The following is a 14,771-nucleotide window of genomic DNA, read 5'->3' on the forward strand; positions in this document are numbered from 1 at the left end:
ACACTTTTAATGAAGAGTCTAACCACTATCATAAAAATATAGTCTCAATTTGCTACAATAAAAAAACCACCAGATATTGGTGGTTTTTTAGTGATTGTTAGAGTTTGATTATTTTAACAATGCTTTAGCTTCAGCGATAACATGCTCGATAGTAAAGCCAAACTCTTTAAAGAGTAATTCAGCTGGCGCTGATTCACCAAATGAATGCATACCAATTACTTTACCATTTAAACCAACATATTTATACCAGAAGTCAGCAATACCAGCTTCAATGGCAATACGTTTAGTGACTGATGATGGTAATACTGATTCTTTATATGCTGCATCTTGTTTATCAAACGCATCTGTTGCCGGCATTGATACCACACGAACTTTTTTACCTTCTTTGGTTAGTTGCTCATAGGCTTCGACAGCGAGTTCTACTTCAGAACCTGTTGCAATAAAGATTAGTTCAGGTGTGCCTGCACAATCTTTTAGAATATAACCACCACGATAAGCATTAGCTATCTGTTCAGGGGTACGATCTTGCTGTTTTAGGTTTTGGCGTGAGAAAATTAGCGCAGTTGGACCATCTTTTCGTTCAACCGCATATTGCCATGCAATTGCTGATTCGACTTGGTCACATGGACGCCATGTGCTCATATTTGGCGTTAAACGTAAGCTTGCCATCTGTTCTACAGGTTGATGGGTTGGTCCATCTTCACCAAGACCGATTGAATCATGGGTATAAACAAAAATAGAGCGAATTTTCATTAATGCTGACATACGCAGTGCGTTACGCGCATATTCCATAAACATTAGGAACGTTGCACCGTAAGGAATAAAGCCGCCATGTAAAGAAATACCGTTCATAATTGCTGACATACCGAATTCACGTACACCATAATGGATATAGTTACCATTTGGATTTGCTAAAATCTCTTTTGAGCCAGACCACATTGTTAAGTTACTTGGTGCTAGGTCAGCTGAGCCGCCTAAAAACTCAGGAAGGTCTTTAGCAAAAGCTTCGATTGCATTTTGTGACGCTTTACGGCTAGCAATAGTAGCTGGGTTAGCTTGTAATTTTTCAACAAAGGCTCTGGCAACTTGATGCCAATTGTGTGGTAATTCACCGGCAGTACGTCGTTTAAACTCTTTAGCTAATTCTGGATAAGCTTGTTCATAAGCTGCAAATCTGCTGTTCCAATCGGCTTCAAGCTGTTTACCTTTATTCTTACAATCCCATGCTGCATAATATTCTTGTGGGATTTCAAAAGCAGGGTAGTTCCAACCAAGTTGTTTACGGGTCGCTTCAACTTCTGCATCACCAAGTGGTGCACCATGGCTATCATGAGTTCCCGCTTTATTTGGTGAACCAAATCCGATAGTTGTTTTGCACATTAATAGTGATGGTTTATCTGTGACCGCCTGTGCTTGCTCTATCGCTAATTTGACGGCATTTGCATCATGACCATCAATATGTTTGATAACATGCCAGCCATAAGCATCAAAACGTTTTGCTGTATCATCGGTAAACCATCCTTCGACATGACCATCAATTGAGATGCCATTATCATCATAAACGGCAATTAATTTACCTAGTTTTAGTGTACCAGCTAGTGAACAGGCTTCATGAGAAATACCTTCCATTAAGCAGCCATCACCTAAAAATGCATAAGTATAGTGATCAACAATTTCATGACCAGCTTTATTAAATTGTGCTGCTAAGGTTCTTTCCGCAATTGCCATACCTACCGCATTGGCGATACCTTGGCCTAAAGGACCGGTTGTAGTTTCTACACCTGCAGTGTAACCATATTCTGGGTGACCTGGTGTTTTAGAGTGTAGTTGACGGAAATTTTTTAAATCATCAATTGATAAATCATAACCAGTAAGATGGAGTAGGCTATAGATTAGCATCGATGCATGACCATTAGATAAAACAAAACGGTCACGGTTAGCCCAATGTGGATTGGTTGGGTTATGATGTAAAAAACCACGCCATAATACTTCAGCTATATCAGCCATACCCATCGGTGCGCCTGGATGTCCTGATTTTGCTTTTTGTACAGCATCCATGCTTAATGCACGAATTGCATTGGCCAGCTCGCGATGAGATAAATTCGCTGAATTCATAATTGATTCTCCAAAAATTAAATTTGCGTAAAGGGTAAAACGCCTCATTATGAGGCGTTACAATAAAAGATATTTAATTAAAGTAATTTTGTTAACATTTCTTCTAATTTACCTTGATCAACTGCAAATGCACGAATACCTTCAGACAGTTTTTCAACGGCCATTGCATCTGAGTTATGCTGCCATCTAAATTCTGATTCAGTCATTGGCGCAGGACGAGCAACAACAGTTTGCTGTGGATTTAATTTTCTTTCCACTGGGCTAGTTGAATTTTGCATTTCAGTGAGTAGGTTTGGCGCAATAGTTAAGCGATCGCAACCTGCTAAGGCTAATATTTGATCAACTTTACGGAAGCTTGCTCCCATAACAATTGTTTTATAGCCATGTTGCTTGTAGTAATCATAGATATTACGTACTGAAACAACACCAGGATCTTGATCTGCAATATAGTTTTCAATTGGTTTTTTATTATTGTACCAATCATAGATACGACCAACGAATGGTGAAATTAAAAATACGTCAGCTTCAGCACATGCTCTTGCTTGTGCGAACGAGAATAGTAGTGTTAGGTTACAGTTAATACCTTCTTTTTCTAACTCTTCAGCAGCACGGATACCTTCCCAAGTTGACGCTAATTTGATTAAAATACGTGATTTATCAATGCCTTTTTCTTTATAAAGCTGAATGATTTTACGCGCTTTTTCAATACATTTAGTTTTATCAAAAGAGAGTCTTGCATCAACTTCTGTTGAGATACGACCTGGAACATATTTCAATATTTCTGCACCAATATTCACGGCGACTTGATCACTGGCATTAATTAATTGTTGTTCTTTTGAACCACCTAATTTTTTAGCCGTTTCAATGGCAGAATCAATCAAATATTTGTATTGTGGTAATTGTGCGGCTTTTAAGACTAATGATGGGTTAGTCGTTGCATCTTCAGGAGAGAATTGCTTAATTGAATCGATATCACCTGTATCGGCAACAACCACGGTATACTTCTTGAACTCATCTAATTGACTCATGTGAATATCCTCATAAAAATCATGTCTGATAAAAACGATATATTGGTTACTATTATAATCAAGTTATTCTTTTAATGACATATAATTATATCATATTATTCTTTACTATAGAGTTTATCGTAGTAATTGATTCTTTCCACTTTTTGTATTGATCCCCCCCCTTCAAACTCTGATTCAAGCCAAGTTTGTATGATTTTCTTTGCTAATTCAATACCAATTACTCGGGCTCCTAGCGTGATAATTTGTGCATTATTACTTTTACGAGCTCGCTCAGCTGAAAAAGTATCATGACACTGTGCTGCTTTAATTCCCGGTACTTTATTGGCTGAGATCGCTACACCAATACCAGTTCCACAAATTAATATTCCTCTTTCATGACTACCTTGCTTTATCGCACATGCCACCGCATTAGCAACATCTGGATATAATTTATTTTTCGGCTGTTTATCGCTACTATAATCGACAATTTCTAAGCCTTTCGATATTAAATAGTCAACAACTTTATCCTTGAAATCAAATGCAGCATCATCAGCACCAATAGCAATCGGTAACATAGCTTTCTCCTAATATAATTAAAATATTTTATGTTCAAAAGTTCACTAGTGTAACTTTTGTTATTTTGTAATATATAAGGAAATAATTACGAGATCAAGATCACAAATTTGGCTTTTAATCTTAAAAAATAATAAAATAATGGCTATTTTATTATTTATTAGCGATCTGAAAAATCTTGTTATTATTTTTTAATTGCTCATTTTTATGATAATTAAGTGATTTTTGAACAGTTGGCGATATTTTGTTCTTTAACTCAATGCATGATTAATAAAGGTTGGAGAAATTAAGAGATAACTTCACCGTGATATATACGATGAAGTTAGTAAAAGGTTATTGCTGATAAACATTATTTATTATGTTGTAAATTTAATATAGTTCGAGCGTTAGATGAATTAGTCGCAATAATATCAACAACACCAGATCTTAATGCGCCAAGTATCGCCATCGCTTTAGTATTTTCGGAAGCAACGGCAATAACACATGGAATATTTCTAAGTTCTTCAATACTTAAACCTATGACACGGTCGTTCATAACGGTATCAACGGGTCGGCCTTGAATATCAAAAAAGCCATAACCTGCAATTTCACCGATAACACCTTGGCTGATACTTGCATGCATTATTTCTTGTGGTGTGAACCAACCGAGTTGCACCATATAGCTATTTTCATTCATATCACCAAGACCGACGATGGCAATATCCGCCTTACTCGCTCGCTCAAGAGTCTCTTTTATTACTCTGTTTTGTAAAAATGCCTTTTTGAGTTCGCGATTTTCCACATAAGCAGGGGCATATAATGTTTCACTTGTACCGTTAAATTTTCTTGCTAAGTTACGGCTAATATGATCAGCATCGATAAGCTCACCATCACGAAGTGTTCCCCCGATACCACAAATAAATTTACACTGTTTTTCAGGAAAAATACCGACATGGCTAGCAACAGCTGCAACATTTCTACCTTGGCCCACGGCAACTGTCATACCATTTTTTAATACACTTGAAAGGTAATTCGTAACAAGTGATGCGACTTGTCGACGCTGTTCTTCTTCATCTTGGTGATCGATGGCAATTAACGCTCTTTTTATACCGAAAGCATTAACAAACTGCTGTTCAATTTTAGAACTGAATACGGGATGATATTTGACATTAATTTCGACAATCCCTTCTGTACGAGCTTTTTTGAGTAAACGTCCGACTTTAATCCTTGAAATGCCAAATCGTTGAGCTATCTCTTCTTGAGTTTGTTCATTTTCATAGTAGGCGACGGCAATCTCAGTTAAAAGCTCATTTTCTTGATTGGTGTCAAATACATCCATAATAGATTCCTTTGTACTCAATTATATCGATCGGTTAATGATAGATAATATATTACAAAAACTGTCTGCTTGCCATGCGCTACGACCAATAAATAATCCATCAATGTTTGGTTGATTTATTAATTCGGCACAGTTACTTGAGTTAACACTGCCGCCATAAAGTAGGTGAATATTATCAGCTATTTCTTTCCCATATAGGTCTGTTAGTGCTTCCCTAAGTTTTTTATGAATAGTTTCTGCTTCTTCTGCAGTAGCGGGTATGCCGTTTTCTCCTATTGCCCAAATCGGCTCATAGGCAATAATAACTTGTTGTATTTGCTCTTGGTGCAACCCAAAAATGGCTGCTTTCATCTGTTTTATAACAGTTTCAGCAGAGATATTCCAAGCTTTTTCTTGTGCACTATCACCAATACAGACTAAGGGTTTTAAACCATGCTTAAGTGCAGCTCTTACTTTTTTGTGTACGGTTAAATCTGTCTCACCAAAAAATTCCCTTCTTTCTGAGTGACCAATTTCAACAAGATAAGCTCCAGTATCTTTTACCATAATTGGTGAGATTTCTCCCGTAAAAGCACCGGTATCTTCAAAGTGCATATTTTGTACACCTATTAAGCAATTAATTTGGTTATTCTTGATTGTATTCGTCACTTCCCGCACTGTTGTAAACGGTGGAATAATGAATGGCTGGATTTGCTGTTGCAAGTCGGTAATAAGATGCTTTTTAAACTGTTCACAAAATAATAGTGATTGATCGAGTGTCTTATTCATTTTCCAACTGGTACCGATGTAAGTTTTTTTCATTTTAACGCCTCTTTTTCATTGCTCTATTAGGAACGTATCGTGGATAGATAATTGTTTTGGTAGCTCGCCTGAGACATGTATTGCACCATCAAGTCTTGCTTGATTTTCTCCATCGAAAATAATCGTCATATGGCCCAGATTCTCAAAATTTTTTATCACCTCACTACCCACTGCTGTAATAGTATATGAGAGAGTACCAATAGTAAGTATATTATTTACTGTAAAAGTATTTGTTAACGATAAATCGTTCGCTAGAATTATACAGTAATCAAATAGCTCACTAGAAATCCCTTCTTTAAAGGTGATGAGCATCTTTTCTTGATAAAAATTTTTTGCATGTTGACCAATATCCACAATCTGTGTGTAACAAATTACGTTAGACATACTTTTTCCTCGTCTTTAATAAACTTATTTCATATGAATTGCAATGGATCATTTGTTTTATTTTGAATTTTGACAATTATTCTTCTGAAAGGGAAATTTTTATCACTAAAATTTTGATTTGTATCACAAAGTGATATTAAACCTCGATGGTGTTGATAAAAATGTGATCATAATCTCATTACTTTTAGAATTTATTTAATACAATTATTTGAACTAAAGTTCATCAAATAAACATATGTTAAGTTTTTTTATCTAAAAAAATACTATTAGGAGCTTATTTTATGTCACAACATCGTTTACCTATTGTCGCTTTAACTATCGGAGATCCAGCTGGTATTGGTCCTGAAATATCTGTTGAAACAATGCAACAAAGAGAAGTTTATGAAGCCTGTAAACCATTTCTAATTGGTTCTATACCGATTATCAAACGGGCAATGGAGATCAAAAATTGTGATTTTAAGATTAATAAAATCAGTAAACCATCTGAAGGTGAATATAAGTTTGGCACGATCGATGTATTAGAGCCGAAGCAGTATGATTGTGAAAGCGTTATATGGGGTAAAGTACAAAAATTAGCTGGTATTATGTCATATGATTATGTTCTTAAATCAATTGAGCTTGGATTAAATAAAGAGATAGATGTGGTCTCCACTGCTCCAATTCATAAAGAAGCGATTAAGCTTGCTGGCTGTAAACAAGCAGGACATACCGAAATTTATCAAGATGAAACCCATTCTGATTATGGTCTTACCATGTTTCATGTCCGCAATTTGAGAGTTTTTTTTGTTAGTCGACATATGGCATTAAAAGATGCGTGTGATTATGCCAATAAAGACCGAGTGCTTGCTTGTGTACAACAAATTCATAAGGAATTTACTGATCTTAACTTTAACAATCCTCGTATTGCTGTTGCAGCCTTAAATCCACATGGCTCTGATAATGGTTTATTTGGTCATGAAGAGAAAGATAATCTGATACCAGCGGTTAAGGCGGCTCAAGATTTAGGAATTAACGCAATGGGACCCGTTCCTGCAGATTCAGTATTTCATTTAGGTTTACAAGGCCGTTACGATGCTATTTTATCTTTATATCATGATCAGGGCCATATTGCTTGTAAAACTCTTGATTTTGAAAGGTCAGTAACGATCACGTTTGGGTTACCATTTATGCGTAGTTCAGTTGACCACGGCACAGCTTTTGATATTGCTGGGAAGGGGATTGCGGGTTCTGTCAGTATGATTGAGTCAACATTGGTTGCTGCGAATTACTGGAAAATGAAACATAACAAATAGCATCACGATTTGAATATGGAGAGTGAGTATGGATAAGTTTCTTTATGTACAAAAAGGCGAGCAAGGTTGGGGCGGTCCCCTAACCATCCCTGTTGTTGATGGTAAAAAAATTATTTATATAACTGCAGGTGCTAGACCAACCATTATCGATCGATTAGTCGAATTAACGGGGTGGGAAGCTATTGATGTGTTTAGAAATCCTGAACCTAGTGATGAACAAATTGGCTTAGCGGTTATTGATTGCGGTGGCACATTACGTTGCGGGCTCTATCCAAAACGCAATATACCCACAATTAATCTACATGCTATTGGTAAATCAGGTCCGTTAGCCAACTATATTATTGAAGATTTATATGTCTCCGACGTAGCTCCTGCAAATATTGTGTTGAAAAATTTAGATGGGCCGTCGGCTAGATTAGGGATTGTTGCTGATGATCTTACTGGCGCCACAACCGTTGGGGTGTTACTCGCGCGAGCAGGCATCGAAACTGCTGCATTTTTTGATGCAGGTTCTTTAAAAGAGAGTCGCAGTTATCAAGCAATGGTATTGAGTAGCGATAGCCGGCCATTACCATCTGAAATAGCTCAAAAAAAAGTTAGGGATGCAACTGATGTTCTTAAAAAACAAGGTGCAACTCATTTTTCAAAAAGAACGGATACTACTATGCGAGGTGGTATTGGTTATGAAATTGATGCGATGTTATCGGTTATGGAACCCGACTGTATTGCAATTGTTGTTCCTGCCATGCCACAATCGAATCGAATATTAGTTGGTGGTTATTCGGTGATTGATAGTGTCACATTAACCAAAACAGCGGTTGCTCAAGATGTACGGACTCCTGTAACAGAACCACATATTCCAACCTTGTTGGCAAGTCAAACCAAACAAAAAGTAGGATTTATTTCCTTATCAGTTGTATTGCAAGGGGGCGATGTATTAAAACAGACTTTGGTTGAACAAAAACAAGATGGTGTGAAAGTCATAGTAATCGATGCCGTATCTCTTGATGATGTGCAAATAATCGCGGATGCAATTATTACCTTAGATTGGAATATTTTAGCCGTTGATCCTGGTCCGTTTACTGAGCGATTAGCTGCAGCTCGTTGTTTATCTAAATCTAGAAAAAATGATAAATTATCAAAGAGCAATAAAGAGACACCAAACGGGATTATTCTTATTGCTGCCGGTAGTGCAACACCCGTAACTAAAAATCAATTAAATCGTTTAATTACCGAGAATTCAAACACTATTCATGTGCCAATTGATGCTGAACTATTAATTGATAAAGATAATTCATCAGAGATTGAAATCGAACGTGCGGTTGATATAGCAATGCAATATTTAACTCTCCGCAAAAATCCTATTTTTGTATTCGAAACCGCCTTAACCGGTAAAGTTCTTAATTTATCTGAACAAGAACGATTATTTAATTTAAAACAAGGTCAAGCTGCTGAAAACATTAATATTGGACTCGGTAAAATTGTTCGAACTGTATTATCAAAAACTAAACAGGCGGTTAGAGGTATATATATGACTGGCGGTGATACGATGGTTAATGTTCTACAAGGCTTAGATGCTAAAGGAATTGAACTCATTGACTATGTGATACCTCAGACCGATATCGGACGAATTGTCGGTGGTGAATACGATGGCATGATTTGTGTTGGTAAAGGTGGTTTAACCGGGCACGAAGATATTGTTATTTCTATTGTCGATAGAATCTATCAAGAGGCTGAGAAAACGGATATTCAATAATAAATCAAATAGGACTATTTCATGAAAAATATTAATATATTAGATAAAATGAATAAAGTGCCAGGAGGATTGATTATTATTCCTCTTATTGCAGCAATATTAATTAATACCTTTTTTCCTTCCGTCTTAGCAATTGGAGGACCAACCTCAGCATTATTTAAATATGGTTCAACGGCTATGATGGGAATGTTTCTATTAATATGTGGTTCATCCATTAACATTAAGCAAGCAGGTCTGCCTTTATATAAGGGTTCGGTATTGCTATTATTAAAAATAGTCGTTGGGGCTCTCGTTGGCTGGGCTGTCGGTTCATTTTTTGGGCCAGATGGCTTCTTAGGATTGTCTACACTTGTTATCATCGTCTGTTTAACGAGTTCTAACAGCTCATTATATATTGCATTGTGTGGTGATTATGGTGATGCAAGTGATGCGGGGGCTATTTCGGTATTTTGTATTAAGGATGGACCATTTGTCAGTATGATCGTGTTAGGGGCGACTGGGCTGGCAAGTATTCCTTTTGAGTCATTATTATCGATGATTATTCCTTTACTTATTGGTATGGCATGGGGTAACCTTGATAAAAAGTTCAAAGAGTTATGTTCATCAGCACAGCCATTAATCATTATTATTATGTCTTTTGCCATTGGCGCTAATTCCAGTATTAAAACGGTCTTTACTGCGGGGTTATCTGGGATATTACTCGGTATTATTTCTGCGGTGACGGGTATTTTCTTCTTTTATATGTACAACATATTTTTAAGAAAAAAGACCGCACTTGGTGCAGCATTAGGTACTACCGCTGCGAGTTCAGCTTTAACGCCTGCTATTGTTGCACAGACTGATCCAGCTTTACTACCGTTTGTCGATGCAGCAACCGCTCAGTTGGCAACAGCAAGTATAATTACCATGATCACCGCTCCTCTGCTAGTGGCCTATTTTGATAAAAGGCTCAAGGCAAAAACTGAGGTAACGGAAACCGTTCAAGAAGTTGAAAAGACTTAACAAATTATTTTTTTTATTCTCACTCATATTTTAAATTAAAATTCGCACTTAGATATTGAATTTAAGGGCGAATTTTGATTGAAATAGAATACTTTTATGTTAATAGAATAAAACGAGTAACAGTGCAGTTTGATAACGACACCTTATTGTCTGCTTTCAAGCTCTTCTAATGCTGATTCACTGAGTTCAGGTTTAATCGGTTTTTTTACTTCAATCCCCATCTCTCGGAACTGTTCCAATTGACCTATGATATTACCGCGACCTTTAGATAGCTTATTCATTGATGTATGATAGGTCTGTTGCGCTTTATCTAAGCTATTACCTAAAACTTCCATATCTTCAATAAAACCGCGCATTTTATCGTAAAGTTTGCTAGCTCGATCGGCAATTAACTCAGCATTACGATTTTGATATTCATAACGCCATAAATTATTAATAGTACGAAGTGCAACCAGTAAGGTTGTCGGACTGACAATCATAATGTTTTGTTTTAATGCATCGTTAATCAGTGAGGGATCTCTATCGATCGCGGCAAGAAAAGCTGGCTCAACAGGAATAAACATTAAAATATAATCGAGTGATTTAACACCATTTAGTTTATGGTAATCTTTCTGACTTAACTGTTTGATATGATTACGAACTGCAATTAAATGCTCAGACATTGCTTTTGCTTTATCTTGTTCATCTTCACTATTGAAGTAGCGTTCATAGGCAATCAGCGTTACTTTTGAATCGATAATAACATCGTTACCTTGTGGTAAATGGACAATAACATCTGGTTGCATACGTTGATTGTTTTCATTACTTAAACTCACTTGTAGCTCGTATTCATAACCCTCACGTAATCCTGAGTTTTCTAAAATACGATTTAAAATAACTTCACCCCAATTACCTTGAGTTTTATTATTTCCTTTCAAGGCATTCGTTAAATTGACAGCTTCTTTTGTCATTTGGTCATTGAGTTTCTGTAAGTTACGAATTTCATACGTTAGGGTATGTCGTTCTTTGGCTTCTTGACCAAAACTGTCTTGAACCTGTTTTTTGAAGCCTTCTAATTGCTCTTTAAGTGGCGTTAAAAGATGATTTAGACTCTGTTTATTCTGTTCTTCGATTTTTTTGCCACTGTTATCAAAAATACGATTAGCTAAATTCTCAAATTGTTCGTTGAGCCGTTGTTCACTCTGAATTAAGATTCTCTGTTTCTCATCAGCTAAAATTTTAGCCTCTTCAAGTCGAGTTTTTTGTTCGCTATTTTCGATACTAAGCTGAAGATTTTGCTGCCTTAGTTGACCTAATTCACTTTGTAATGAAGATAATTCGATTAATAGGGCTTGGCGATCACTTCTTTTTTGTTCTAGCTGTAAGTCAAATAGTTGCTGCTTATTATTAAAACTTAAGCGGAGTTTGATAATCCAAATTATGAGTATGATAAAGAGTAATCCTGCGATACCCGTACACAATAATAATAAGGTATTATTTAATAGCCCCGCTTCAGTCATTATGCATTCTCCATCGTAAAGCTCATTACCTGACTGATCGTTGTCTGTTCTAAAGCTAACATAATTAACCGGTCTAAACCAACAGCCACTCCCGAACATTCAGGCAATCCTGACTCCATCGCCGATAAAAGATACTCATCAATTGTCTGAGCAGGAAGGCCTCGACTCAATCGAGCTTGATTGTCTTGCTCAAAACGTGCTTTTTGTTCTTTCGCATTGGTAAGCTCTTTAAAGCCATTTGCCAGTTCAACGCCTTTATAATAAAACTCAAAACGCTTAGCTGTTCGGTGATCTTCACAGCAGATTTCAGCAAGTGCAGCTTGAGAAGCTGGGTAGTGATAGACTGCAGTTGGTCGATCTTGACCAATATTTGGCTCAATACCAAAGGTGAATAAAAATTGTAATAAGGTATCTATATCTTCACTTTGTGCATTAAAGCCAAGTTCTAGTTTATTAACAGTAGCAATTAAATCATCTCGACTGGCAGCAAAAGGATCTAGATTGAGATATTTAATAAAGGCACTTTGGTAACTAATATATTCAGCTGGTTCGCTATCTAAAATAAGTTGAAATAGATCATCAACTTCATTAACCATCTGCATCATATCAAATTGAATGCGATACCATTCTAACATGGTAAATTCAGGATTATGATATTTACCAATTTCTTCATGATTACGGAAACATTTTACGATTTGATAAATCGGGCCACTGCCAGCGGCAATCAGTCTTTTCATATGATATTCAGGACTCGTAATTAGTGAGAATTTTTGTCCCTGTTCTAAACTGATAACGCCGGGTTTATTGAAAATGGTTTCAAATGAACTTAAGTGTAAATCAGTTACAGCAGCTTGGCTTAATATCGGAGTTTCTACCTCAAGAATGCAGCGATCAGCAAAAAACTCTCTAATTTTCTTTATAATTTTAGCGCGTTTTAATAGTAGATCGATAGAAGCCGTTGGTTGCCAATGTTCTGGGTTTATCATAACGTGATTAACTCTTTGATTTATAAAATTGGGTATAGCGTAAAATGGCCTGCTAGTTTAAAGAAATAACACCAATATTAAAAGTTAATAATTCATTATCAACTAAAAAATTTGGGTAATATATCGTTAATTTTCGCGCATCATGACCATTTAGTTAGTGAATTTGTGATTAATATACCAACTCAGCGATCACTAGACAAACAGTACGCTACAATTTCTTTACTATAGTCATATTTCTTATTATATCAATACGATTATTATGAATTCATCGGCTTTCTCATTATTAGAGCTATTAATTGTCATTGCAATTTGTTCAATACTTGCCACGATCGGTCTCGCAAGTTGGCGAGATTTACAAGATCGTAATGAACTATCCGTTGTCACATTAGGCGTATTACAGTTTTTGAATGAAGTCAAACTTGTTGCTAATCATTATAACCATAATCAAAGCGTCTATTTTGTCAAAAAAAGTCATCAAGAGTGGTGTATTGTTGCTAGTGAAGCTGATTTATCCGCCAGCGATTGTGAATATCGTCTTCGATTTGTTGTGCAAAATAAACATGTTGAGTTAACCGGTTTATCAACAAATGCGCAATTAATTTTTTATGGTCGTCGTAATACAGCTAAAGCGGTGACGATTAAATTAAAAAATCGAGTGGGAGAAAGTCGTATTATTATCTCAGTTCCTGGGCGAATTCGTTATTGTAGCTATCAAACTTATTTATCAGGATTTACACCATGTTAAGTCACGGTTTTTCATTATTTGAGATGCTAATCGCTTTAGTTATTGCCACTCTGATCATGGGCAGTATTATGAATTTTTATCCGCAATTTCATACGACAATAATGAGAATCTATTTGCAAAATACATTACAAGAAGCGACTGAACAAGCATTATCAGGACTCATTAAAGATATTCATCGCGCTGGATTTATTGCCAATTCACCACATTTGATTAGTCACTCGGCTATTGAGATTAACGCAGCTGGAAATTGTATCGTTTTACGTTATGACTTAACGAGTAGTGGGCAGTGGCGAAAATTCGCTTATGATCCACAACAATCAGATATTTTTACTTACCGTTATAGTAAATCTAGTTTCGATTATCAAACGGGCGTTGAGCACTGTAATAGTACAGCAACACGTTGGGAAAAGCTTTTTGATCCGAATGAAATTACTGTTAAGCGATTTAAGGCAGTGTTAAATCCAAACTATGTCACTCTTAGCATTACGACAGCATTAAAGCATAATCCGCTTATTCAATATGACGTGACTTATTATGTTAAAAAATATAACTAATTATCTAGCACGGAATAATAGTGGTTATAGTGCGATTGGTATGGTGATTATCCTCTTATTATTAGGGAGTTTATTAATCACTGAACTTAATCGTTTCTCATTAGCATGGCAGAAAAAAGTTATCAAAGAGCAGCAATATTATCGAGATGTGAATCGTGCATTATCATTAATCACATGGGCAACAACTGTATCATGGTTATCACCAACCGATATTTGGCAATGTCAACGTAATGAGAGAACTAATTCGCATGCTTGTATACGACAAGCCGTTTTATCTAACGGAGGTTATACAATTATTAGAGGACAATCAAATAGTATAAAACAATATCATTTAGCTACGTATCAGGATGGTCATTTAAATATTGAAAAAGGCCACTGGCTTGATTATTGTCCTGATAAGGTCCGAGATAATGATTGTGAATAATAATCAACAAGGTTTGTCACTGTTGGAAGTCTTAATTGCAGTTTTGATGATGAGTGTCGTAGTATTAGGATTAACTAATCTACAAGCGGTATTGATTAGTGAACTTGATGCAGCTAAAAAACAGTTACAAGGTGAAAGAATCGCTTTTCAACTATTAGAAGTCTATCCTGATAGAATTACAGTTGATTTACCGCAAGGGTGGGATTATCAAGTGATTAATGAGCAATATACAATGGCATGTAAACGGGTTAAGGTGATTATTCAACCTAACTTAGGTAAACAAATTACCCAAGAAAGGTTGTTTTGTCAGTAATA

General features: G+C 36.1%; 15 protein-coding genes. 7 read left to right on the forward strand and 8 right to left on the reverse strand.

Annotated elements, in window-relative coordinates; genetic code table 11:
• Nucleotides 1-108 precede the first annotated feature (108 nt).
• The 6 genes from tkt to RHO11_00195 all read right to left on the reverse strand — a co-directional run bounded on the left by tkt (nt 109) and on the right by RHO11_00195 (nt 6,198).
• A complete protein-coding gene (tkt, locus tag RHO11_00170; protein WVD61578.1) occupies nt 109-2,115 on the reverse strand; it encodes a transketolase in 2,007 nt (668 codons plus the stop codon).
• Nucleotides 2,116-2,192: 77 nt separating this feature from the next.
• On the reverse strand, nt 2,193-3,143 hold the full coding sequence (gene tal / locus RHO11_00175; protein ID WVD61579.1) for a transaldolase: 951 nt from the start codon (nt 3,141-3,143) through the stop codon (nt 2,193-2,195).
• Nucleotides 3,144-3,238: 95 nt separating this feature from the next.
• Nucleotides 3,239-3,697 carry a ribose 5-phosphate isomerase B gene (gene rpiB, locus RHO11_00180; GenBank protein ID WVD61580.1) on the reverse strand — a complete coding sequence of 153 codons (459 nt, stop codon included), beginning with the start codon at nt 3,695-3,697 and terminating at the stop codon, nt 3,239-3,241.
• Nucleotides 3,698-4,044: 347 nt separating this feature from the next.
• Nucleotides 4,045-5,013 carry a sugar-binding transcriptional regulator gene (locus RHO11_00185; GenBank protein WVD61581.1) on the reverse strand — a complete coding sequence of 323 codons (969 nt, stop codon included), beginning with the start codon at nt 5,011-5,013 and terminating at the stop codon, nt 4,045-4,047.
• 21 nt (nt 5,014-5,034) lie between these two features.
• Nucleotides 5,035-5,814, reverse strand: a complete 780-nt coding sequence (locus tag RHO11_00190) for a triose-phosphate isomerase (GenBank protein ID WVD61582.1) — start codon at nt 5,812-5,814, stop codon at nt 5,035-5,037.
• Nucleotides 5,815-5,829: 15 nt separating this feature from the next.
• Nucleotides 5,830-6,198, reverse strand: coding sequence for a PTS glucitol/sorbitol transporter subunit IIA (locus RHO11_00195; GenBank protein ID WVD61583.1), 369 nt, complete (start codon nt 6,196-6,198; stop codon nt 5,830-5,832).
• A 281-nt stretch (nt 6,199-6,479) separates the two neighbouring features.
• On the opposite strand from RHO11_00195, the gene pdxA reads away from it, so the two are divergent.
• The 3 genes from pdxA to RHO11_00210 are packed head-to-tail and all read left to right on the forward strand — an operon-like array spanning nt 6,480 to nt 10,248.
• A complete protein-coding gene (gene pdxA, locus RHO11_00200; protein ID WVD61584.1) occupies nt 6,480-7,490 on the forward strand; it encodes a 4-hydroxythreonine-4-phosphate dehydrogenase PdxA in 1,011 nt (336 codons plus the stop codon).
• A 28-nt stretch (nt 7,491-7,518) separates the two neighbouring features.
• Nucleotides 7,519-9,246, forward strand: coding sequence for a four-carbon acid sugar kinase family protein (locus RHO11_00205; protein WVD61585.1), 1,728 nt, complete (start codon nt 7,519-7,521; stop codon nt 9,244-9,246).
• A gap of 21 nt (nt 9,247-9,267) precedes the next feature.
• A complete protein-coding gene (locus tag RHO11_00210; GenBank protein ID WVD61586.1) occupies nt 9,268-10,248 on the forward strand; it encodes a 2-keto-3-deoxygluconate permease in 981 nt (326 codons plus the stop codon).
• 143 nt (nt 10,249-10,391) lie between these two features.
• On the opposite strand, the gene rmuC is transcribed toward RHO11_00210, so the two are convergent.
• Together rmuC and epmA are read right to left on the reverse strand one after the other, a co-directional pair.
• The gene (gene rmuC / locus RHO11_00215) at nt 10,392-11,747 is read right to left on the reverse strand and encodes a DNA recombination protein RmuC (protein ID WVD61587.1); all 1,356 of its coding nucleotides are present in this window, start codon (nt 11,745-11,747) and stop codon (nt 10,392-10,394) included.
• Complete coding sequence (gene epmA, locus RHO11_00220; GenBank protein ID WVD61588.1) at nt 11,747-12,733, reverse strand: elongation factor P--(R)-beta-lysine ligase; 987 nt, start codon at nt 12,731-12,733, stop codon at nt 11,747-11,749. Before epmA ends, rmuC begins: the two co-directional genes overlap by 1 nt.
• Before the next feature lie 259 nt (nt 12,734-12,992).
• On the opposite strand from epmA, the gene RHO11_00225 reads away from it, so the two are divergent.
• From RHO11_00225 to RHO11_00240, 4 genes are read left to right on the forward strand one after another with little or no spacing between them, the layout of a single operon-like run.
• A complete protein-coding gene (locus RHO11_00225) occupies nt 12,993-13,478 on the forward strand; it encodes a prepilin-type N-terminal cleavage/methylation domain-containing protein (protein WVD61589.1) in 486 nt (161 codons plus the stop codon).
• Complete coding sequence (locus RHO11_00230) at nt 13,472-14,032, forward strand: prepilin-type N-terminal cleavage/methylation domain-containing protein (GenBank protein WVD61590.1); 561 nt, start codon at nt 13,472-13,474, stop codon at nt 14,030-14,032. Before RHO11_00225 ends, RHO11_00230 begins: the two co-directional genes overlap by 7 nt.
• A complete protein-coding gene (locus RHO11_00235; protein ID WVD61591.1) occupies nt 14,013-14,456 on the forward strand; it encodes a DUF2509 family protein in 444 nt (147 codons plus the stop codon). Before RHO11_00230 ends, RHO11_00235 begins: the two co-directional genes overlap by 20 nt.
• Entirely contained in the window at nt 14,443-14,769 is a 327-nt protein-coding gene (locus RHO11_00240; protein WVD61592.1) for a prepilin-type N-terminal cleavage/methylation domain-containing protein, read from the forward strand. Before RHO11_00235 ends, RHO11_00240 begins: the two co-directional genes overlap by 14 nt.
• The last annotated feature ends 2 nt before the right edge of the window (nt 14,770-14,771 follow it).

The organism is Orbaceae bacterium BiB, assembly GCA_036251205.1.
GTDB classification, from domain to species: Bacteria; Pseudomonadota; Gammaproteobacteria; order Enterobacterales; family Orbaceae; genus Orbus; species Orbus mooreae.

Excerpts from the sequence above, each read along its gene's own strand:
- RHO11_00225 (WVD61589.1), top strand. The coding sequence starts at position 12,993 with ATGAATTCATCGGCTTTCTCATTATTAGAGCTATTAATTGTCATTGCA.
- RHO11_00210 (WVD61586.1), top strand. The coding sequence starts at position 9,268 with ATGAAAAATATTAATATATTAGATAAAATGAATAAAGTGCCAGGAGGA.
- RHO11_00230 (WVD61590.1), top strand. The coding sequence starts at position 13,472 with ATGTTAAGTCACGGTTTTTCATTATTTGAGATGCTAATCGCTTTAGTT.
- tkt (WVD61578.1), bottom strand. The coding sequence starts at position 2,115 with ATGAATTCAGCGAATTTATCTCATCGCGAGCTGGCCAATGCAATTCGT.
- pdxA (WVD61584.1), top strand. The coding sequence starts at position 6,480 with ATGTCACAACATCGTTTACCTATTGTCGCTTTAACTATCGGAGATCCA.
- rpiB (WVD61580.1), bottom strand. The coding sequence starts at position 3,697 with ATGTTACCGATTGCTATTGGTGCTGATGATGCTGCATTTGATTTCAAG.
- RHO11_00195 (WVD61583.1), bottom strand. The coding sequence starts at position 6,198 with ATGTCTAACGTAATTTGTTACACACAGATTGTGGATATTGGTCAACAT.
- RHO11_00240 (WVD61592.1), top strand. The coding sequence starts at position 14,443 with ATGATTGTGAATAATAATCAACAAGGTTTGTCACTGTTGGAAGTCTTA.
- RHO11_00205 (WVD61585.1), top strand. The coding sequence starts at position 7,519 with ATGGATAAGTTTCTTTATGTACAAAAAGGCGAGCAAGGTTGGGGCGGT.
- rmuC (WVD61587.1), bottom strand. The coding sequence starts at position 11,747 with ATGACTGAAGCGGGGCTATTAAATAATACCTTATTATTATTGTGTACG.
- RHO11_00235 (WVD61591.1), top strand. The coding sequence starts at position 14,013 with ATGTTAAAAAATATAACTAATTATCTAGCACGGAATAATAGTGGTTAT.
- epmA (WVD61588.1), bottom strand. The coding sequence starts at position 12,733 with ATGATAAACCCAGAACATTGGCAACCAACGGCTTCTATCGATCTACTA.
- RHO11_00190 (WVD61582.1), bottom strand. The coding sequence starts at position 5,814 with ATGAAAAAAACTTACATCGGTACCAGTTGGAAAATGAATAAGACACTC.
- RHO11_00185 (WVD61581.1), bottom strand. The coding sequence starts at position 5,013 with ATGGATGTATTTGACACCAATCAAGAAAATGAGCTTTTAACTGAGATT.
- tal (WVD61579.1), bottom strand. The coding sequence starts at position 3,143 with ATGAGTCAATTAGATGAGTTCAAGAAGTATACCGTGGTTGTTGCCGAT.